The organism is Thermosporothrix hazakensis, assembly GCF_003253565.1.
GTDB classification, from domain to species: domain Bacteria; phylum Chloroflexota; class Ktedonobacteria; order Ktedonobacterales; family Ktedonobacteraceae; genus Thermosporothrix; species Thermosporothrix hazakensis.
In genome coordinates this window covers 35,025-55,307 of record NZ_QKUF01000025.1, presented here as the reverse complement: position 1 = coordinate 55,307, position 20,283 = coordinate 35,025, and the positions used below count along the sequence as shown (strand labels likewise).

Genomic DNA, 20,283 nt, shown 5'->3' with positions numbered 1-20,283 from the left:
TCTGCAAAGGGAATGGTGTTGGGGCAATGCACCCGACCGATAGACCTGGTGGTAACGAAGTAGAATCGAGACAAAGAAGCCTGTAGAGCCGACCAAGCTACAAATTTGAAAGGGAAAAAATGCACCCGACTCCCAGAAAGGGGTGTGTATAGAAACACCTCTAACACCTCTTGAACTGCCTGTATATCCTGTTGCTGCTCTCTGGTTCTCGGGAGTGCAAAAAGGAAAGGCACGTGTATGCGATAACCCGAGAAAAAACGGGCTCTTTTGGCATTGGAAGCCCGGGAAGGGCGTGTGCAGCAAAGAACAAGCGCACCTCTGACCGTGGTGAGATTAGAAAAAGACTCCGGCCAATCGCAGGCCGCGCTACAGGCCGCCCTGTTGCCCCGAGAATCCCCCGACCCATACACGCACCTTGAACTGATGGGCATCTCGGTAGCAAATCAGCAAGCAGAAGCCTGGAATGCACCCGACCCTGAAGCCTGTAGAGCGCTCAAACGGTTTTATACACGCCCATATGTAAGGATGCCTGTAATCAGGCGGCCCGCAGAAGCTGAGTCCGTGCGGTCGGGCGCATTTCCGTGAGGTGGCGTGTGAAGGGTGTGCTCTCGCCTGGAAAAATGCACCCGACCCTCTGCCCGTGCTGCTCATAACGTTTCACAATGTCACGATCTGGTGGCACGCGAGGAAGGTGATAGAGAAGCCCTGCTTCTATGGCTTTAGAGGCTATTTGATCAGCTTTTTTCTGGTGGGAAGAAATGCGCCCGACCTGTAAAGGGGGTGTGTATAGAAGACGAGGCTGGTTCCATCGAGGGCGCTGCCCTTCGCATGCGATTTCACCCGACCCGCTTTGGACTCACCTCCGAGAATGTGCACTTACCCGAAGAGAGGGTCGGGCGCATTGATATAAGCGGATAAATTGGCACTATAGGCGGAATGAGACCGTTTTTGCCTCGGGAGAAATGCACCCGACCCCTTCAGCAGGTGTGCATCAAAATGGCGATCAGATTTGCAGGCAAAGAATAGAGCTCATCCAGCCGCACAAGCGGGATAAAGCCATATATTGTCTTTCGAGAAAATGCGCCCGACCTGATAAAGGGGGGTGTGTTTGCTTCCTCTCCTGGATGAGGGATCGCCCTTGCTGGTAGCAGTCGTGAAAGCAGAGAAACAGGCGTGTCGTTTCCCTCTTGACTTTTCTTGTTGAGCTGGCATACACTACTGCTAAGGGTTTACATACTGTAAAGAGTGTATACACAATGTATAGCATTGAGGATGGAAGCTGTATGCAGAAGTGGCAGCAAACATTAGAGCAGCAACGCGTCGGACGGCGTGAGGAGCTAATTCAAGCAGCCAGAGGACTCTTTCTTGAGAAAGATCTTTCAGGCGTCACCATGAAGGATATTAGCGAGCGTGCAGGTGTGAGCCGCGTGACGCTCTACAAGTACTATCGCTCCATTGATGAGCTTGCCTTTGAGGTTCAGATCAGGATTCTCTCGGAGATGTATCGCTTTGCTGAGGAGGCGCAGCTTCATGGCCAGAACGCGCTTGAGAGGCTGCACGACCTGCTCTTAACTATGTGCCACTTCGCGAGTAGCCACCCGGAAGACATCCAGTTTATCGGCCTGTTCGATCACTACTATCGTGATTCGTACCCCTCTCCCGAGCTGGAGGCGCGCTATCGCGACTTTCTGCGGTCAAGCGAGGTCTTTCAGTCCCTGATTGTGGAGGGTCAGCGGGATGGCTCGATCCGCACAGATATTCCTGCCAACACCCTTGCAGCGTTGATCGGAAACACGTCTTTGAGTATGCAGCAGCGCATGATCTGCCGGGGTCATATCCTCCATCAGGAACAGGGCATAGATCCACAGGAGATGCTCTTGTTGCATATCGATCTACTTGTTTCTTATGTACAGAAAAGGTAATAACAAAAGAAGGAGCGTATGCTATGGAAGCACGCGAACTGGTACAGAAGTTGACTCTAGAAGAGAAACTTGCTCTTACCATCGGACGAAACTTCTGGCAGCTCAACGCAATCGAGCGCCTGAATATTCCTTCGATCACGGTCAATGATGGACCGCACGGGCTCCGCAAGCCGGAGAACCCCGAAGACATCGGGCTGGAAGGCCCCATTCCGGCCACGAATTTCCCATCAGCCTCCGCTATTTCGACGTCCTGGAACACAGAGCTTGTTGAGGAGGTCGGGCGCGCAATTGGAGAAGAGGCGCAGGCGCTTGGCACGCAGGTTGTGCTTGGCCCTGGCATTAATATCAAGCGCACACCCCTCGGTGGTCGTAATTTTGAGTATTACAGCGAAGATCCTGTGCTGGCTGGCGAACTGGGTACGGCCTTCGTGCGTGGCGTCCAGAGCCAGGGCGTGGGCACATCCCTGAAGCACTACGCCTGCAATAACCAGGAATTCGAGCGCATGAGTATCAGTGCGGATGTCGATACACGCACCTTGCGCGAAATCTACCTGGCAGGCTTCGAGCGCGTGGTCAAGAATGCACAGCCCTGGACGGTGATGGCGGCCTACAACAGCATTAACGGCACGGCTGCAACCGAGCATAAGGAGCTGCTGACCGATATCCTCAAGGAGGAATGGGGCTTTGAAGGGGTCGTAGTGTCCGACTGGGGCGCGGTGAATGACAAGGCGAAGGCGCTTGAGGCGGGCCTTGATCTGGAAATGCCGCCGGGCGTTGGTCGCGACATTCAGGCGCTCGCGGAGAAAGTTCGCAAGGGTGAGCTCTCAGAAAAGGCCGTTGATAAGGCTGCTGAACGCGTGTTAAAGCTGATTCTTCGTGCACAGGAAAACCGCAAAGAGGGCACCACCTTCGATAAGGATGCTCATCATGCGCTGGCTCGGAAAGCCGCCGGAGAGTCTATTGTGCTGCTCAAGAACGAGGAAAAGATCCTTCCGCTTGCTGCTCAGTCGGTTGCTGTGATTGGTCGCTTTGCCCGTCAACCGCGCTTCCAGGGCGGCGGCAGCTCAATGATGAATCCAACGCGTGTTGACAACGCCTATGATGAGCTGCAAAAGGCGCTCGCCGGGAAGGCTGAGCTTTCCTATGCTGATGGCTATCTCGCTGAGGGGGTAGGCGATGAGAAGCTGCATCAGGAGGCGCTTGAGCTGGCTCAGAAGGCCGAAGTCGCTGTGATTTTCGCAGGCTTGCCCGATAGCTACGAGTCTGAGGGGTATGATCGCACGCATATTGATCTTCCTGAATCTCATAACCGCTTGATTGCTGATATCTGCCGTGTGCAGCCGAACACTGTTGTGGTGCTCTTTAACGGCTCGGTTGTCAGGATGCCGTGGCTGGCTGACGTGAAAGCGGTGCTTGAGGCTGGCCTTGGCGGGCAGGCAGTGGCGCGGTTGCTGATGTGCTGACTGGCAAGGTCAACCCGTCTGGCAAGCTCACCGAGACCTTCCCGCAGCGGATCGAGGATACTCCATCCTATCTGAGCTATCCGGGCGAGGAAGGCCATGTGCGCTATGCCGAAGGGCTTTTCGTCGGCTATCGTTACTATGACCGCAAGAAGATGAAGCCGCTCTTCCCCTTTGGCTATGGTCTTTCTTACACTACATTTGAATACAGTAATCTGCGAGTCAATCGTACTGAGACAACCGAGAAAGACACGGTTGAAGTAACAGTCACAATACGCAATACCGGAAACGTTGCCGGTAAAGAGATAGTGCAATTATATGTCCGTGATGTGGAGTCGCGGCTTGTGCGTCCTGAGAAAGAGCTAAAAGCCTTTGCGAAAGTAGCGCTGGAGCCGGGCGAGGCAAAAGATGTCACCCTGACGCTACAACCGCGTGACTTCGCGTACTATGACAGTACCTATCGTGAATGGGTGATCGAGTCGGGTGAATTTGAGCTGCTGATTGGGAAATCGAGCGCCGACATTGTGCTGCGCACGACCATTCAGATGAACGCACATGAACCCTTCCGCCCGCTTACCATCACGAGTTATATCAAGCAGATCGCGAAATATCCAGAGGCGCTGGCTGTAGTGAAGGAGACGCTCAAGGGTACCTTCTTTGCGGACTTCCTCGACTCTCCGTTCGCCGGTGAAATGCCGTTCTTCAAACTGATCGGTTTCGGAATGCCTCGGGAAGCCGTCGAGGGGCTTCTAGAGAGGATCAACACGGTTCTCTCAAATCGCTAATCAAGCAGACAGGTCGAGTAGCAATACCCGACCTGCTTTTTTGCTTCCTGATTCTTCTATATATCGAATATCAGGAAGATCAGGCGAAGCCGCCTCGGGCGATCAGGTTACCGGTCTCTGCATCAAAGACAAAGAAGGTGCGGGTGAGTTGCGGCACCTGCTTCACATCAGGTGATACAGAGATAAGCGCATTGATCGGTTTATCTGTCTGAAATTCGATGTAACAATAGAGTTTTGATGTGGCGCGGGTATTGTTGTCGAAGAAGGCATTATGGAATATGGCGTTCAGACGGTCGGGAGAAACAAAGAGTGCTTGCTTCAGCGTGTAGCGCGGATCCTGTCCTTCAGGCTGCGTTTTCAGGTACTCGGTGACCTGGCGAAGGGTGAAGGCAGGAACTGCGTCCCGCTGCGGCTTGATAGCCGGCATGTTTTCGTGTTGGATGACCGTATTGATGGCCGCGCTCCTGGCTGGCAGGTTGCCGAAGATGGCGAAAGCAGTCAACAACGCTCCAAGCAGAACACTATGAAAGAGCATCTTCTTGTGCATACTACATCCTTTCGCGTAGAAGAGAAATGAGGAATCATATCTTGAGTATAGCACATTGTAGGGGGTAAGAAATAGGGAGATGTATAACAGGAATGATGGGAAGAGAGATCTTGCCTGCTCTCTTCCCAGAAGGCGTTAAGGCCTGTGAGCGAGCACCATCAGCCGCCAGCCGCTCAAAAGGCGGACCGCGAGATCAGGATTGAATTGATAAAGTAGCCATCCAGGGAGGCGGCGCAGCGCCCGCCAGAGAAACTGTGCGGTATAACGTGGCCACTGAAGCGGGTTCCTGGGGAAACGTCGTGTCATTAAAGGTGGAAGCGTATACCGAACATCAAGGATCTCATACCCGCAGTCTCGCACGAATTTGAGTGCAAGCGATTTATCAAAAAAGTGGATGTGTCCGTAGTTTCGATGAAACGTGATAAGCTGATTGCGGATCACAGATTGCGCGGTAATATCGATCGGGAATTGAAAGAGTGTATATGTACTGCGCGGCTGGATGTCGCGAAGATAGCCGTAGCAATCTTCAATATGTTGAATGACATCGATCAATAAGAGCAGGTCGAACGAGGCATCCTGCTCATAACGAAAATCGGCCAGATGGAAATGAAGGCGCTCGTTTTCGCGTTCTTTTGCCAGCTCGTATGCTTGAGGCGAGATCTCATAGCCATGAAAGGTGCATTCCGGGGATAAAGAGCGCTGCAAAAGACGCAGAATTTCGCCACTCCCGCAGCCTATATCGCCAACGGAGCGTACATCGAGCCGGTTTCGCCGAAGCATCTGGAGAATTGCGCGTGCCTTCCAGGGTGCGGCCTCTGTATGCCAGCCGGGATTCTTGCGCAGATATTCACCATTTATATAGAGATCGCGTACCTGCTGGTGCTCCGCTACAGTCTCGCGTTGGCCCATAGTTCCTCCAATTCTAGAATCTCCTTCAGGTTATAGAAGAAGAGAGATGTTCCTTCATACCTTTATTTAAACGTATGGGGCCGAATTTCTGCACAGCTTTTCCGGAGAAAGAGAAGGATGGGCCTCTAGCGCGTCAAGACATTATCGCGCTGAAGCAGGACTTTTGTCCTGCCTCGGTCATGAGGGACGCGCAAACGTCCCTCGAAAAACCGTGTTCAGGCTGCCTGCTGGGCCCTCGTGAGCGATAAGCCAAGCGTGAGAAGCGCGAGCAGTGTAACCGGGATGAGCCACAGGCCAATACTCGGCAGTGACAGGATGTTCAGGATGACAAGGAGCAGAACCGAGCAGACTAGCAGCCAGCGCCAGCCTGAAGCCGCTGTCCGACTATGTTGTATTGAACCAAACACGATCCCGAGCAGCACCAGAGCAAGCAGGCTGAGCGACACAATTGCGAGAGGTGAAATGCCGGCTTGCAAGAGCGATGCCCTGCCACTTCCTCCATCTGGACTACTTAAAAATTGGTAGCTTGGGCCGAAAAGCACATAAGCCAGTAGCACCAGTCCGAGCAAGCCCGCAATGAGACCAGTTACCGCTTCAATTCGTTGAATCGTTCTCATCGCGTTCCTCCTTTCTCGAAACGAAAGAACGTCCTGCACTTATTATAGTGCGAGGGTGCAACGAAAAGCAAGAAGCCAGACGAGCAGAAAAATCGATGGTGTTTTGTGGAGTGAGGTGGAGCCGGTAGAAATGGGAAAACACTCGGAAAGGGCCGACAGAAGAGATGCCGACCCTTTTCAGCTAAAAGGAGAATGAGTGCGCCCTGATACTACGCCTCTCGGTAATAAGACAGCGGCACGGTATAGCACTCTGACTCGATCACTGCATCATGTGTGCGTGAAAGAATATGTCCCAGGCTGGGTCGCATATCTTTGCGCAGGATCATCGGCGCGATGTACAGCAGAGAGAGCCCGAGGTGAAGTAGCAATACTGATGTATCTGAAAGGTGTTGCTTACCGGAAACAGCAAGATATTCATTAACGACTCCAAGCGTTGTAAGCGGTAACATATACGATGCATAGTAGAGAAAAAAGTGATGGAACCGTGGCTTACGGAATTGATTGTCATCAAGGGTGATACCAACAATATATTTACCGATGGTTGATCCGCGTAATAGCAGTGGTAAGATCAAAAAGTCGATGAAGGAGAAAAACCAGGTGAAAGCTTGCAGAATAAGCTGTGCATAAGGAGTAACTGAGGGATGAATATCTGTAAGCGTGTAGAAGATAATCATCACAGCAAGGAATGCAATAAGGCTTAGAATAGAGATAAAAGAGAGGTCGAAGAACCAGGCAAGGAAGCGGCGGGAGACCCGCACTCGCAGCATGCTGGTTGCTCTCTTTCCGCGTGGCGAGGGCAACAGGAGGAACATGTACCCGACGCCGTACCCGAGCATCGCGCCGAAGGTGTTGACAATCAGGTCATCGACGTCGAACAGGCGATAGGGGCAGGGATACAGGTACCAGATGCCGGTGAGCTGCGTGGTCTCGAAGGCGAGCGAGATGCCGAACCCGAGGAGCGTCGTAAAGAGAAAAGAGCGCTCGAAATAATAATGCATGTAGATACCAAATGGCACAAAGAGCAATATATTGAAGAAGATTTGCAGAAATGCCCCGCTGGTGAGGACATTGCGTGCTGTCCACGCTGGGACCTCTCTGGCAATATCATTTATGAAGTTGAAGGGCCGAAGTTGCATAGATTTTTGATAGATTGTACAAAAATCTGGTGTAATTTGTGGTAGCGGGAGAATAATATACAGGCACATGGTTAAGCTATAGTAGATGAAGGTATAGAAGACGAACGTTCGCCAGCGGGGAAGCTGACCAAATTGTCTATATGTACGAAATGCAAACGGGATCAGCACTATAAACGCAAGGAACGGGAAGAGTAACAGTGCAACAATGATTGGCAGTGAATATTGACGAAACATATACTCCCTTTACTATACACAAACAATCTTCACAGGAATGCTTTTCTATCTATATGGTTGATGCAGCCAGAAGAGGTAGGCTGCAAGCCCGGATGCAGTATACCGTATAGATCGATGTTTGTGTATATTGAAGAGATCGCCCTTCTCCTGGTAAAGGGAGTGTGCGAGCGCCATAGAAGCGCGTTTAGCCGGCGTTTGCCTTAGGTTCCTTTTTCAGAAGCCCCTCGATCACCTGCCGCATTTCCTCAGGTTCCTTTTTCAGAAGCCCCTCGATCACCTGCCGCATTTCCTCGTCGTTTTCGACCTCATGATATACGGCCTTGCTCCCTCCGACTCCATAAATACGCAATGTGTGGATATGAAACGGAAAAGGGAATTTATTCTTACTATCCCGTTCAACCTCTTTGATGCGATTAAGAGGAAGATACATCTCTTTCCCTCGTGTTGTGACGATAACGCGCTGATCTGTAACGACAAACGTGTTTTGCATATAGCGCAATATTCGGATGAGGAAATTCACCAGCGTATATATCATGCCAACGAACGAGAGGAGGAAGAAGCTACTTAATGCTGCATTGGGTGGAACAATTATAACAACAAGAAAAACAATGAGACAAATTCCAAAAAGGATCAAGGGCCGATAAAAAATAGCTTTGCTGTACTTACTCTGAAAAAGGACGGTTTCGTCTTGCATAGTATCCTCCGGGTGTGCCTTCTCGCTTACTTGCGCTGTATTATACCGCAACCATAGGTGTTTGTCTGCATTATTTGAAGGGAATATGTAGAAGATGTAGAAGACTGCTTCCCTCTCCACAAGAGGCGCGATGGAGGAGGAGACAGAAGCGATTCATGAGGCTGGTCGCTCTGGTGCAGATGTGGTGCAGCCATTACGATTTTTAACTTCGCTCCTGATAGTGTGCTTTGTCTTATTTATTACACTTTTGCTCATTTTATCCCTGCTATATGTCAATTTATGTCTTTAGATCGGCTCATTTGCCAGTCGATCTTGTTCCATTTATCCTGATAAAATGTGCTGAAAGTTACTGAATAAAGAGTAGAAGGAGTAACTTATGAAGGGTGCTTTCTGCGACGATATTCATGGCCGGGCCTATCACCTGCTAGCTGTTGTCCTGGCTTTACAGGGGCGCCTACCAGTAGGGATGATTGTTCAGCCTGGTGATTTTGGAGTGAAACGCCTGGAAACCATGATCCGCTATCCTGTCATATTCCTTCGATTCGCGGGCAACGATCCCGCCGAGCTAGATTTTCTCCATGTCATGAAAGCATAACGGGAGCTAGCGCAGCGGCTTCGAGACGTAAAACAGAGGCTATCTCTACCACTTATCTTTCTTCGTGGCGATCGTGATGAGATAGCATGGCTCCGTAAGCTCTCGGGTGGTGTCCAGACGGAGCTGATTCCTGTTGATCCCTTTGGCCTGTTCCACTATGCTCCAGGCGATGCTGGAATGCGATGGGATCAAGCTAGCGGTTTTTGGAGGTGTTGAGCAGCCGGATGCACCAGAGAAGCAAGGAACCGAGCATGATAACCGTGCGTTATGAGCGCCTGCTTCACGCCGATCCTGCTTCGCTGGACGTCCTGCTCACACATGAACCACCCTATGGCATCAGCAAGGGCTTTTTCGGCCAGACTCAGGGTTCCACTCAAGTGAGCGCATTGGTAGAGCGGTTACAATCCTGCTATTATCTGGCCGGGCACCTGCACCATCTAATCGGGCCGCGCCAGACAGCAGGGAGAACAATGTTTCTGGGCCTCTCCATGCCTGGAAAGACGCGTACACTCCGCAGACCTGAGCCATTGAGCGCCCTTGAAGCCGGGACACCGGCCCTGCTCGATACGGAAACACATGCGCTCGAAGTGATCTCCTCCTTAAACAGAAGCGAGAGTGCGACGCGTTGGTGAATGAGCTGGCTTCCTGTCTGTATTGAGCTGGTATCAATATTTCTTTGTATTCAGTTGTTTGTTTTCTGCTGAATGTTATGACATTGCGATCTCCTTCCTCACGTACCGGAGCAGTGCAGGCGATGAGCGTACGTTGCGGAGGCGCGGTCATAGCGTGAATCGAGGCGGACGATACGCACGTTGCCAGTGGAGGCGCTGCGTGGGTCGCTCACGCTGATGACGTCGCCGGGTTCGAGTCCGGGGTGATAGGGGACGGTGAGGACGCGCTGCATCGCGAGTGTGCGTTGCTCATTGAGCAGGGAAAGGGCAGCGGCAGTGCAGCGGTCCGAGCCGTTGATCTTGGGATCGGCGCGATAGGCGAGGCGCTCGATGCCGGTGTGATGCACGTTGGCTTCGTCGTAGGCTTCGCCGTTGACGGTAGCTGAGCTGCTGAAGGCGGCGCGTCCTGAGACGATCACGTGGTTAGCGCGATCGGCGTTGCTGGTAAAGGTGACGGTTTCGAGCTCGGGCTGAAAGGACCAGACGGGGGCCTCATCGGCGGGCAGGAAGCGAAAGTGCAGGCGCTCGTCGGGATCCAGGAAGTAGCTGAGCTGGTAGATCATGCAGATCTCATCGAGGGCGGCGCGCATGGGCTGGCCGGTGGGCAAGAGAAACGAGAGAATGGGTGAATCAAGGTCGCCACCGGAGAGCGGAATATCAGGGTCGGGGATGCCAGCGCGTGAGCAGATGCGCGTGATAATGTAGCGTGCGCCGAAGCCAGGAATAGTATCTTGATGGAGATTGACGTGATCGAGCTGGCGAGAGAGATCGAGAGCGACCAGCTTGAGCAGGTGGCGGTTGGGCGCGCGTTCAAGAGCGATCTGCGTGATGCGGTAGGTGCCGGTACGTACGATCTCGTCGCCGGAGCTGGTGCGATAGCCCTCGTAGAGGCAGAGCGAGGCATTGAAGTTGATGGGCCGGTAGCGCGTCTGAGAGCCAATGAGATCATTCCATTGCCCGTTGCTGTTATCAAGCGTGATCTCGATGCGTGCGGGCTGGTTGAGCTGCTCGACGCGCTCATAGCTCAGCAGGGCATTGGTTAACACGGCGAACTGATTCTCATCCTCATAGCGAAAGTGGGGGGAGCGGTAGACGCGCCGTGCCGTGATGAGGTACACGCCGTCGTCGGGCCGGGAGACGAGCGAGACGCCGCGTCCGGGGAGCCCATCACGGAAGGAGGCCCCGTTGCTCCAGTAGCGTGGATCGGTGGCGCTGCGCACGCGCACCGTTTGTGATACCAGACCAGAGCGCACGCCGTTATCGTTCTGAATATGTGCGAGTAAGTAGCGCTGTGAACCGGGATCGAAGATGATGCGCGGAAAGAGATGAATGGTGCCGGTATAGCTGGAATCGAGGATCTCGGTGTGAATGAACCACTGTCCTGAGCCGGGCCAGTAGGAGTAGTTGAGCAAGCTGACTTTGGTGCTGATCACCAGATGGTAGCGATCGCCAAGCCAGGCGACGGCCAGCCCGCTGCCATTGGCGAAGGTTGCGAGGGCAGGCACGTTGCTCCACTGCTGTGGCGCGCTCCACGCGGAGCCATTCCAGAGGCAGAAGGCAACCACAATGCCGGCGGTCGTCTCAAGCAGGAAGAAGACGTCATTGTTGCCCGCGCTGGAGATGCCCTTGATGTTCGCGCTCGGGCTAAAGGTGGCGATCACGGTGGGGCTGGTGCTCCAGGTCTGGCCGTTGTTCGTTGAGGTCCAGACGAGCAACTGAGATGTATTGTTCGTGAGCGTGCGGAAGCCGAAGGCACGCAAGATGTTGCCGGGATTGAGCGAGACGGCACATGCGCCCTCGCGATCGAGATCGGTGCCGCTGCCGAAGATGGTTGAGCTTTGCCACTGGCTGAGCTGCGTGGGATCGGTGATGCGCTGGTAGCGATAGGTGCAGCGAATGGAGCCAGAGGGCGGGTTATCGACCCAAACGCGAATGATGCTCTTGTCGGCAGCGATGCAGGCATCTTGCACCACGTCATCCGTGTTGTCGAGGGCGTGAAGCAACGGGAAATGCTGCACACGATCCTCGACGGTGAGCGCGAGGGCGGGAACGCGGTGCGTGCTGCGGATAGCGGCCTGTAGGGTCTCACTGAGATCGCGCATGCATCACCGTCCTTGTTAAGATTGGTTGTGTCAGGCGTGCGCGCGTGTGCCTGATGGCGTCGAACAATTCAACGAGATGAAAAGGCATAGAAAGCGCCTCGATACCACTTTCCTGACACTGCTTGTACTGATCGAGAGAGGGTGTCAGAAAAATGGGCTCGATCCCGCGATCTCGCAGAATACAAGCAAGCCCCCTCGGGTTCTGACGGAAGTCAAGCTGTGCGATCAGGCAGCGAACGGCGGGATGTTCGGCCTGCGCGAGCAAAAGCAGCGTAATTTCGTGTACCTCCTTTTCCCCTTCGTCCTTCAGAGCGCGAATAATGGCCCGGCGCAGTTCGGTATTTGCGATGGCCACGCCGATGTGCGTGTGTTGTGTATGCTTCGTCATTGAGTCCCTGCCTTCTGTCCAAAAATTGCTATGCGCGGAGCGCGGTAGCCTGTCCTGCCTGGCTCTGTCCCTTTACCCGGGATTATTATATCTATCTGTATGAATCGTGACATGTCTGTTTCTTCATCTTTCTGCTCGTTGATGGGCTGTTTCTGAGCGACCGGAAGAAGCGTCTGTTCAGATTGCTGCTTCTCTGTATGTTTTTCTGTTTCATTGTGTTTCAAGATGAGCCTGCTTCTATGAAAAGTTTGTCATTGAGTATGCCATGTTTTTCATCAAACTGTCATAAAAGCAGACTCAGAGCGTGTTATGGCAAGGTCACAGGACCTGCCGTGCGCAGTTTTACCTGTAAATCTCGCATTGCACGCTGCAATGATGCATCCATCTCAGTGCGCTCAAGTCGCTGTAGCAGGCGTGTCAGGAGCGCGATGCACTTGAGAGCGGCTGCAAAGCGCTCTTTTGTGCTCATCTCCTCAAGATCGAGCGAGCTCAGGAGCAGGAGCGCGGTCTGTTCGAGGCGCGTGACCCAGATCTCGAGGCGAGACGGCTGCTGAAGCGGTTCTATCTCCATATCAGCCCCTTTCTAGAGTATATAGCCAGTGATTTCGAGCACAACGGCACATTTCGCGTTAATGGTGCGTACATTGACCTTGCCATCAGGAGCCATCGGCAGGATGCCGAAGACCTTTTCGTAGACGCCTGCGACGCTGCCTTGCGAGGTTTGAATCCCCATGCCGATGTCTGGCGTCAGGTTGGTTGGTTTAAGCACGACGTAGCCTGCGCCCGAGGTCGGAGCGGATTGTAGTGAGCAAAGAATGGCCCGCACGCCGACCGGGATGCCTGTTGAGCCGCCGGTAAAGGTAGCGACCGTCGTGGTGTTGGCCTCAAAGGTTGTGCCATTATACGGCCTGTAGGGCGGAATGAGCATGGTCACGCGCCCGGGAAGCGGTGTCGGCACGCCATAGTTCCCTTGTGGATAGACAGCCAGCACGACCGCGTCTGTATGGTTGTTCTCATCGAAGAAGAGGACGGCACAGGCCGCGCCACTGAGCAGCGATGAGGGGTCCATGTGGGTGGCGACGGGAATATCACGAATGACATTCCCATCCAGCATGCTGACCATAGCCGTATAGCTGCTTGCATTGAAGCCGAGAAGCAGGCCGCGCTTGATGATCTGAGCCATAGGTTTACGCGTCGTTGGCCTGCTGGCCTGGCTCCGGGACAGCATCGGAGGCGGCATTATAGGCATGGAAGCTTGCCGCGGTATAGGCCGTATGCAGGACACTATTCACCGTTGTCGCAAGGTCAGCGGCAGTCAGCGTCGTATCGCTTGAGATGCGGTGCCAGGTGCCACCTGCTGGCAGTGAGCTTGCTTCTGTGAGTTGCACATAGGCGAGCGTGCGCAGCGTCAGGTAGGTGCCGGGCTGTACGCTCGTGCCGCTATTGAAGCGTCCCCACAGGAGTTCAGCCAGATTGAGCATGTGTTCTCATCTCCTTTCTGAGTGCCTGCCCTGTTGGTGAGAGCAGGCACGAAATCGCCTGTTATGCGCCTCGATAGAGGCCACGGTAATCAACGACGGCGCCGCCATACTCGTGGCGAATCTTGTAGGTGAGCATGTCCTGGGTGAAGTTCAGGCCGCTTGTAGGCTGATCCTGAATGAAAAGTGCCGGGTTGACCTGCCCGCCGATGAAGCCGATTTCAATCGTATCAATCATGCGAGGATCTGCCACGAGGAACCATTGTGCCGGATTGCTCAACTGGGCGCTGATGATTGGTGTGACGTAGCCCTGCATCGGGTTGACATCGTTGTTGGCGGAGCCTGGCAACTGGGCGGAGCGTGTCAGGATCATCGCCTGCCATTCCAGTTCGGGCGGGACAACAAGGAACCGTGGACGCAGGCCGATGCGCTTGCCAGCGGTGTTGGTCTGCACACGCATGGCCGAAACGCCACTTTGTAACGCCTCTGCGCTCAATGCTTTGTCGCTGGCGTTGTGATGCGGATTCCCGGTATTGAAGAGCGGGCTTCCATCGTAGATCGTCGGGTTGCTGCTGAGGAAGCTATAGACAAATTCAGCAAGCGTATAAGCGGCAGCGGTTGCCAACCTGGCGGGGATCTGGCGCAGTGCCTGGAGATCGTCGTTCAGGATCGTCTCGCGGCTGATCGAGACCAGATTCCCGCGCTTCTGCGGCACGTAGACGGCGGCGCTGTCGCTGAGGGAGACGGCGCTATAGGCCGTATTCTCGGGCACGATCGGCAGGCTATTGAAGTGGCCCATGCGGACGCGGCTTTGCTGCTTGAAATCCTTGATAGGCACGATAGAAACGAATTGCATCCAGTCGGCGGGCCAGGCCTGATAGTCCTTGAGCAGGCGTTTATTCATCGATGAACCAAGCAGATAGGCGAAGCTGGCGGTGGTGGTATCCGCCTCAGTCAGGCGAGCAAGTGGAGCGGACTCTGAGACGCGAATCATACCAAGCGTTGAGGCGCTGCTGAGCCCACTTGCGACGGAGCTATCACCGGTGACGCGTGCATAGGCTTCGCGAATGCCGGCAAAGGGCCGGATGTTGCCCAGGCGTGCGGTGTCGATGTCGAGATCAAAGAGGCGATCAAAGGCGGCCTGTACCTTCTCGGCCTCGCTGATCACATCGGAGATCACGGCTTTCTCGATGCCATTCCCACGAACCAGCCCGTCACGCGAGAGTTCGGCCATCAGGTGCAGCGCATTGCTGACCTCTTGTTCGAGCTCGCTCTGTTCAAAGATGCGGCCTGAGAAGCGGCTGCGAAGCTGTGTCTTGAGCGCAGCGGGCAGGATGCTTTCCTGAAGCGTGCGCTCAAGTGCGAGCTCACAACGCTGCTGCTGGACGTCCTGAAGGGCCGCCTCAAGCTGACGGCGCTGCTCTTCGATTGGTTGCTGTTCCATAGAATTTCCCCATTCCTCCTGCTGTCGATACATACTGTCGTCCGAAATGATGTGTCGGAACGTTCCGCCTGCGCTCGGCCGAGTGACCACGTCACAGGAGTTGAGCGCAAGAACCTCCGTTACCTTTTTCGCCTGTAGATCATCATCATGCTGCCAGTGACCATAGAGATCGACCGAGAGCCCGATGAGATCAGGGCGACCGAGTTCACATGCCTCACGAATCAGCGTCCAGAGCCAGTCGGCAGCTTCAAGGATGTGCAGTGTTGCATCAACCCGGGCCGGATTGCCGGGTACAAACTGCACATCGTGATAGAAGCCGACAACGTCGCGCACGCTCCGTCCGCTTGCTTCCGGTCCGGCATGATCAGCATAGGCGTGAGCGCCCTCTAGAAGCTCCATGATGCGACGAAGCGCGGCTTCATCATAGGCATAGCCGTTTTTCGAGATGCCGCCCTGGATGACGGTGACTCGCACGGCATGACCCGGGCTGGTCTGCCGCTGTTCGAGAATGCGCGCATCCTCGATGATGATGTGAGCGTGGGAATGGCCGTCATGCGGCTCCGTGTGGTGCTCCTTCATCCTCCCAACCTTCCTCCTGAGGCGCGACAGGCTTCTGCAAGCAAGCAGCCTGACCGCCGCGACCCCATCTACTTGTCTGGCACCCAAAAGAGGAAAAGAATGTTGTACTGTGTATATTATACCATTGCATGTCAAAATGTATGGATGGGATCAGGCTTGTCTTTGGATCGATGTTATGGTATGCTTGACAAAAGACGCGAAAACGTCGGAGTAGAGCGCACATGGAGCAGACGAACTAACAGACACCTCATGAAACCATGCCTTCACTCTCTGGCATGGAACATCCTGTGAAGGGCTTGTCCGTTGAGGAAATGCATAATCCTCAGCGGTACGATGGCGTGTCTCGAATGTTCTGAAGCTGCAATATGACTTCCTCTGAGGCGCTCATTTCTTCCTCATTCAGCTCCTCATGCCCTTTCCCATGGATTTCCATGCTGCTTCCTCGTTGATGATGCCAGATGTAGTCAGACGAAAGGAACTGTTATGGACCTTTTTAAGTATCCGCGAACTCCTCATCTTGTTGGTTCGGGGGTGCAGCGCGGCGATGAAGATATGTATGTGATTCCGCTGCGTGAGCTGGAAGGACGCTATCTTGTGATTGAAGAAAAGATGGATGGTGCAAACTGTGCGCTTCGCTTTGATGAGAATGGTCAACTATTCCTGCAAAGTCGTGGGCATTTTCTGACGGGTGGGCCTCGCGAGCGACAGTTTCATCTCTTCAAGCAATGGTCGTATCGGTATATGCAGGAATTATATGAGGTACTTGAAGATCGCTACATTCTTTTTGGAGAATGGCTGTATGCGAAACATACCGTTTTCTATACTGAGTTGCCTCACTACTTCCTGGAATTTGATATATACGATACCGCGCGCTCCGTCTTTCTCAGTACGGAGCAGCGCCGGAAGCTGCTTCGTTCGCTTCCTTTTATCGTCTCGGTCAAGGTGCTGACGGAAGGAATCTATGAGGAGCTGCCTCCGCTTCCTGCGCTGATCGGCCCCTCACACTTTATCGGTGCTGGTGCACTTGGGCGCTTGCAGGAATTGTGTATATCGCGCGGTTTGGAATTTGAGCGCGTCCTGGAGGAAACCGATACCAGCGGCCTGATGGAGGGGTTGTACATCAAGGTGGAGGAGGAAGGGGTTGTGAAGGAGCGCTACAAGTACGTTCGGGCGGGTTTTCTGCAATCTTTGTTGAGTTCGGGTAGTCACTGGATGGAGCGGCCTATTCTGCCGAACCAACTGCGGGCGGATGTATCGCTGTTTGGAGGTGATGACAATGGATGATCGCTTGCTATTCACCGGGAGCTTTCCCGGCTATCCGCTGACCGGTTGGGATGGCGTACGAAGCCGCTTCGCCTGGCTTCAGACACTGCACGATGTGCCTCAGGATGCTCGCTTTCATGCCGAGGGCGATGTGTTGATTCATACCAGGATGGTTTTTGAGGCGATGATGCAGCTTGTTGAGCTGCTTCACTGTACCGAAGCTGAACGAGGCGTCCTGCTGACTGCCGCATTGTTGCACGATATCGCGAAGCCGCTTTGCACGAAAATCGAAGCTAACGGGCGCATCACGTCAAAGGGGCATGCACGTCGCGGGGGGCTCCTGGCGCGGCGGCTGCTGATGAGCGGTGATGGCCTGGATGAATGCTTACCCCTCACCATGCGCGAGTATATTGTTCGCCTGGTTCGCTATCATGGCCTGCCGCTGCACTTTTTCGATCGCGAGGAGAAGGAGCTGCTGGCGGCGAGTCAGTGTGTGCGTTTGGATCATCTGGCTTTGCTGGCCGAGGCAGACGTGCGCGGACGCATTTGTGACGATCAGGCTGAACTGCTGGACCGCGTGGCACTGTTTCGTGAGTTCTGTTCTGAGCTTGGTTGCTATGAGGCTCCGTACCGCTTCTCATCAGACTTCAGCCGCTTCGAGTACTTTCATAGCGAGCGCCGCGACCCGGCCTATGACGCCTACGACGCGACGACCTGCGAGGTAGTGATGCTTGCTGGTTTGCCTGGTGCCGGGAAGGACACCTACCTTCAGCAGCACTACCAGGATTGGCCTGTCATCTCGCTTGATGCGCTGCGTCAGGAGCTGCATGTCTCTCCGGAGGACGATCAGGGGCGCGTGGTGCAGCAAGCAAAGGAGCGTGCCCGGGAGCTGCTGCGGGAACAGCGCTCATTCGTCTGGAACGCGACCAATGTCACCCGGATGCTTCGCGCTCAGTTGATTGATCTGTTTGTCGCATATGGGGCGCGTGTGCGGCTTATCTATATTGAGACGCCGCTTGAGAAGCTGCTTCAGCGCAATCGAGAGCGACAGGCTGGCGTGCCGGAGTCGGTCATCTTCAAGCTATTGAGCAAGCTAGAGGTTCCAGACCCGATTGAGGCGCACCATGTCGAGTGGGTGACGAGCTGAATTGCAGAAATACAGCAGGCGAGAGGGCGGATCCGTTCCCCTTCTCGTCGCTTCCATGCTCTCCCCCAAACGCGACAGATTTGTGACAAATCAGCGATATGCCTGCGACAAATCCCCGGTATACTCCTTACCAACAAGAGAAAACAACAAAGGAGATACTGAAAAATGATGACACTTGCAACACAGATCACCAACAAAATGGCGACCCTTCTTCCTGCACGGGAGACAATCGAGCAGCAGATCCAGCAGTTCTTCAAGCCACAATTAGAGCCAATTGATAAGCAGAAGACTCGCAGCCTCGACGAGCTGATGCAAGAAGAGGAAACCATCTTCACGCTGCTTGCCAACTCGCTATATGACTCCCCGATGAATCGGCTCTAGTCGGGGAGACGTGGCAGGTGGCTGTGAGTCTCCTGCAAGGGTGCACCCCTATTTTTGAGTAGAAAAAGGAAGGGACGAAAGAGAAAAATAGTGTGCGAGCGCTTAAAATGCCTCATCTTCTGGGAGAAGCGGCACCGGCTCGATGGTTGGCAAAAGCTCGCGCAGGGTGCGAAGGCTGTGAAGGTCGGTCTCGATATGCTGACGGGCGTTCGCAAAGAGCAAATGAATGTAGGTCGGAACCCGTTCCAGAGAGCGCAGAAGAGTGGCTTCGTTCTCTTTTTCACACGCGTTCCAGCGGGTGAGTGCCTGTTCAAGAAGCTCTATTTGTCGATCGATTGCCAGTATGACTTCTTCTCTTGGCAGGTCGTCCAGAAAGCTGAGCGCGGCATAAATTCCTGTCGGAAAGTGCAAGAACGGCGTGCCCAGGCTCTCGCGCAGGAGCTGGCGATACACCTTTTTCCCCTCGTTGGTGATCGCGTAAATCACCTTTGTGCGATTGCCGGTCTGCTCGGTTGCCTGTATGACAATCAGCCCTTCCCTGGTCAGCTTCTTCAAGGCATGATACACCGAACCGGACTGGATGCCGGCCCACAGGTCGGTTTGCCCTCGCTGCAAATATATCTGGATCGCATATCCGGACAGCGGCTTTTGCATGAGTAATCCAAGAATAAGCAATCGTGTAATCAATTCCATATCCTGATGTCTATATTTATGGTTGAATTCCGGGCTGCCGGTAGTATAGCGGTGAAAATGGGGGGTGTCAAGCAAGAAGTGAAGAAATAGCCGAAAGTTCCGACAGAAGTTCTTGAAATTGTGTAACAACGGAGCAAGGAAGCGGAAAACGCTCAGTCGATGGCATGATTCTGACAGCGGAACTATTCTTCTATAGTAACGCAACCTCTTTCGAAGCGCCTTTACCTCCTCGCCTCATATGAATGCTCCCATGTGATTCCGCTCAAGCTCTTCTTTTCTTCTATAGCAGATCCCTGAAAAATCGGAAGATATGGGCTTCAGAAGCGTAGACTGTGCTGGTGGTACTGAATGGATATACTCATTACCGGTGCAAAGAGCGATTGCCGTAGGAAGAAGACGCTGTGAAAGTTGAAGGGGAAAAAAGTAATGCCACTTGTAAAGAGATGAAGGAGCGTGTATAATAGCCTCATCTGAAAATATTGTTCTACGCTCTTTTTGTGGAGGATGTGCTAGCTGTGACGACCCCATTGACCGACCGGCAAATTGTCGAGCGCCTCGTGCAAGAATACCTGCCTGAGCAGTGTGACACCAAGTTCGACGAAGACGGCCACCTGACCGAATTGTGCTTTTCTGGTTCCGGGATGACCACGCTTCCCGCCTCGCTCTGTGAGCTGACACACCTGCGGGTGCTTGACGTAAGTTTCAATGAAATATCCTCACTTCCTCCTGAGATTGCTCATCTGACTGCTCTAGAATCCCTTATTCTGGATTATAATCTCTTAATCACTCTTCCTGATGAGCTCCGCTATCTCCAGCAACTAACCGCGCTTTCTATTGGTAATAATCAGTTGACTGAGTTCCCAAAAATTACTCTTGAGCTGGAGGAGCTACGAGCGCTGAATTTAGGCAATAACAAAAGCTTAGCAGTGGAAAATGATGATGTTTTCATCGTTGACAGGGTGTTTTTCCCGCAGGAAGAGAAGCTATATCAGGATAGTAAGAATATGCTTACAAATTTACCTGTTGTTATTTGGAACTTGAGAAGTCTTCGGATATTATGTTTATCTGATAATCAGTTGACGGAGTTTCCTCCAGAAATTGGGAAAATGCACTTAACAGAACTTGATCTATCTGCGAATCGACTGAAAGAATTGCCAGCGGAGATAGGGAAGTTGCAGCAGTTAGAGGTGCTGGATCTCGCAATGAACCAGCTAAGGGAGGTGCCGGCAGAGATAGGG

General features: G+C 53.5%; 21 protein-coding genes and 1 pseudogene. 10 read left to right on the top strand and 12 right to left on the bottom strand.

The features are described from left to right. The first annotated feature begins 324 nt into the window (after nt 1–324). The 3 genes and pseudogenes from EI42_RS32070 to EI42_RS34985 all read left to right on the top strand — a co-directional run bounded on the left by EI42_RS32070 (nt 325) and on the right by EI42_RS34985 (nt 4,167). Nucleotides 325–585 carry a hypothetical protein gene (locus tag EI42_RS32070; protein ID WP_211326333.1) on the top strand — a complete coding sequence of 87 codons (261 nt, stop codon included), beginning with the start codon at nt 325–327 and terminating at the stop codon, nt 583–585. 698 nt (nt 586–1,283) lie between these two features. After that, nucleotides 1,284–1,922: a TetR/AcrR family transcriptional regulator gene (locus EI42_RS24340; protein ID WP_211326332.1), complete on the top strand. Its 639-nt coding sequence runs from the start codon at nt 1,284–1,286 to the stop codon at nt 1,920–1,922. A gap of 23 nt (nt 1,923–1,945) precedes the next feature. After that, nucleotides 1,946–4,167: pseudogene (locus tag EI42_RS34985) on the top strand (glycoside hydrolase family 3 C-terminal domain-containing protein). Between the two features lie 79 nt (nt 4,168–4,246). Here EI42_RS34985 and EI42_RS24330 read toward each other — a convergent pair. The 5 genes from EI42_RS24330 to EI42_RS24310 all read right to left on the bottom strand — a co-directional run bounded on the left by EI42_RS24330 (nt 4,247) and on the right by EI42_RS24310 (nt 8,304). Then, nucleotides 4,247–4,714, bottom strand: a complete 468-nt coding sequence (locus tag EI42_RS24330; protein WP_111325247.1) for a hypothetical protein — start codon at nt 4,712–4,714, stop codon at nt 4,247–4,249. Nucleotides 4,715–4,849: 135 nt separating this feature from the next. Then, nucleotides 4,850–5,623: a class I SAM-dependent methyltransferase gene (locus EI42_RS24325; protein WP_111325246.1), complete on the bottom strand. Its 774-nt coding sequence runs from the start codon at nt 5,621–5,623 to the stop codon at nt 4,850–4,852. Nucleotides 5,624–5,838: 215 nt separating this feature from the next. Next, on the bottom strand, nt 5,839–6,240 hold the full coding sequence (locus tag EI42_RS24320) for a hypothetical protein (protein ID WP_111325245.1): 402 nt from the start codon (nt 6,238–6,240) through the stop codon (nt 5,839–5,841). A 209-nt stretch (nt 6,241–6,449) separates the two neighbouring features. Next, on the bottom strand, nt 6,450–7,610 hold the full coding sequence (locus EI42_RS24315) for a VanZ family protein (protein ID WP_111325244.1): 1,161 nt from the start codon (nt 7,608–7,610) through the stop codon (nt 6,450–6,452). Nucleotides 7,611–7,794: 184 nt separating this feature from the next. Beyond that, nucleotides 7,795–8,304 (bottom strand): PH domain-containing protein, encoded by a 510-nt coding sequence (locus EI42_RS24310; RefSeq protein WP_111325243.1) that lies wholly within the window; start codon nt 8,302–8,304, stop codon nt 7,795–7,797. Between the two features lie 376 nt (nt 8,305–8,680). Between EI42_RS24310 and EI42_RS24305 the strand changes: the two genes are divergently transcribed. From EI42_RS24305 to EI42_RS24300, 3 genes are all read left to right on the top strand, one after another. After that, entirely contained in the window at nt 8,681–8,899 is a 219-nt protein-coding gene (locus EI42_RS24305; RefSeq protein WP_111325242.1) for a hypothetical protein, read from the top strand. A 133-nt stretch (nt 8,900–9,032) separates the two neighbouring features. Beyond that, nucleotides 9,033–9,170 carry a hypothetical protein gene (locus tag EI42_RS33465; protein WP_211326331.1) on the top strand — a complete coding sequence of 46 codons (138 nt, stop codon included), beginning with the start codon at nt 9,033–9,035 and terminating at the stop codon, nt 9,168–9,170. Next, on the top strand, nt 9,151–9,531 hold the full coding sequence (locus EI42_RS24300; protein ID WP_111325241.1) for a hypothetical protein: 381 nt from the start codon (nt 9,151–9,153) through the stop codon (nt 9,529–9,531). The genes EI42_RS33465 and EI42_RS24300 overlap by 20 nt, the downstream gene beginning before the upstream one ends. Before the next feature lie 98 nt (nt 9,532–9,629). Here the strand turns inward: EI42_RS24300 and EI42_RS24295 are convergent, their stop codons facing one another. From EI42_RS24295 to EI42_RS24265, 6 genes are all read right to left on the bottom strand, one after another. Continuing rightward, nucleotides 9,630–11,672 (bottom strand): hypothetical protein, encoded by a 2,043-nt coding sequence (locus tag EI42_RS24295; protein ID WP_111325240.1) that lies wholly within the window; start codon nt 11,670–11,672, stop codon nt 9,630–9,632. Then, a complete protein-coding gene (locus EI42_RS24290) occupies nt 11,656–12,060 on the bottom strand; it encodes a hypothetical protein (RefSeq protein ID WP_111325239.1) in 405 nt (134 codons plus the stop codon). Before EI42_RS24290 ends, EI42_RS24295 begins: the two co-directional genes overlap by 17 nt. A 307-nt stretch (nt 12,061–12,367) precedes the next feature. After that, nucleotides 12,368–12,631: a hypothetical protein gene (locus EI42_RS24280; protein ID WP_111325237.1), complete on the bottom strand. Its 264-nt coding sequence runs from the start codon at nt 12,629–12,631 to the stop codon at nt 12,368–12,370. A 12-nt stretch (nt 12,632–12,643) separates the two neighbouring features. Then, nucleotides 12,644–13,243 (bottom strand): hypothetical protein, encoded by a 600-nt coding sequence (locus EI42_RS24275; protein WP_111325236.1) that lies wholly within the window; start codon nt 13,241–13,243, stop codon nt 12,644–12,646. A gap of 4 nt (nt 13,244–13,247) precedes the next feature. After that, nucleotides 13,248–13,541, bottom strand: coding sequence for a hypothetical protein (locus tag EI42_RS24270; protein ID WP_111325235.1), 294 nt, complete (start codon nt 13,539–13,541; stop codon nt 13,248–13,250). Nucleotides 13,542–13,602: 61 nt separating this feature from the next. Continuing rightward, complete coding sequence (locus EI42_RS24265; protein ID WP_111325234.1) at nt 13,603–15,561, bottom strand: phage major capsid protein; 1,959 nt, start codon at nt 15,559–15,561, stop codon at nt 13,603–13,605. Nucleotides 15,562–16,044: 483 nt separating this feature from the next. Between EI42_RS24265 and EI42_RS24260 the strand changes: the two genes are divergently transcribed. The 3 genes from EI42_RS24260 to EI42_RS24250 all read left to right on the top strand — a co-directional run bounded on the left by EI42_RS24260 (nt 16,045) and on the right by EI42_RS24250 (nt 18,352). Continuing rightward, entirely contained in the window at nt 16,045–16,845 is an 801-nt protein-coding gene (locus EI42_RS24260; RefSeq protein WP_111325233.1) for an RNA ligase family protein, read from the top strand. Continuing rightward, complete coding sequence (locus EI42_RS24255; protein WP_111325232.1) at nt 16,838–17,971, top strand: AAA family ATPase; 1,134 nt, start codon at nt 16,838–16,840, stop codon at nt 17,969–17,971. The genes EI42_RS24260 and EI42_RS24255 overlap by 8 nt, the downstream gene beginning before the upstream one ends. Nucleotides 17,972–18,136: 165 nt before the next feature. After that, on the top strand, nt 18,137–18,352 hold the full coding sequence (locus EI42_RS24250) for a hypothetical protein (protein ID WP_111325231.1): 216 nt from the start codon (nt 18,137–18,139) through the stop codon (nt 18,350–18,352). Nucleotides 18,353–18,454: 102 nt separating this feature from the next. Here the strand turns inward: EI42_RS24250 and EI42_RS24245 are convergent, their stop codons facing one another. Further along, the gene (locus EI42_RS24245; protein ID WP_111325230.1) at nt 18,455–19,045 is read right to left on the bottom strand and encodes a PadR family transcriptional regulator; all 591 of its coding nucleotides are present in this window, start codon (nt 19,043–19,045) and stop codon (nt 18,455–18,457) included. A gap of 515 nt (nt 19,046–19,560) precedes the next feature. Here EI42_RS24245 and EI42_RS32800 point away from each other — a divergent pair. After that, nucleotides 19,561–20,283, top strand: a 723-nt coding sequence (locus EI42_RS32800) for a leucine-rich repeat domain-containing protein (RefSeq protein ID WP_170142880.1), incomplete at its 3' end; no start/stop codon positions are given.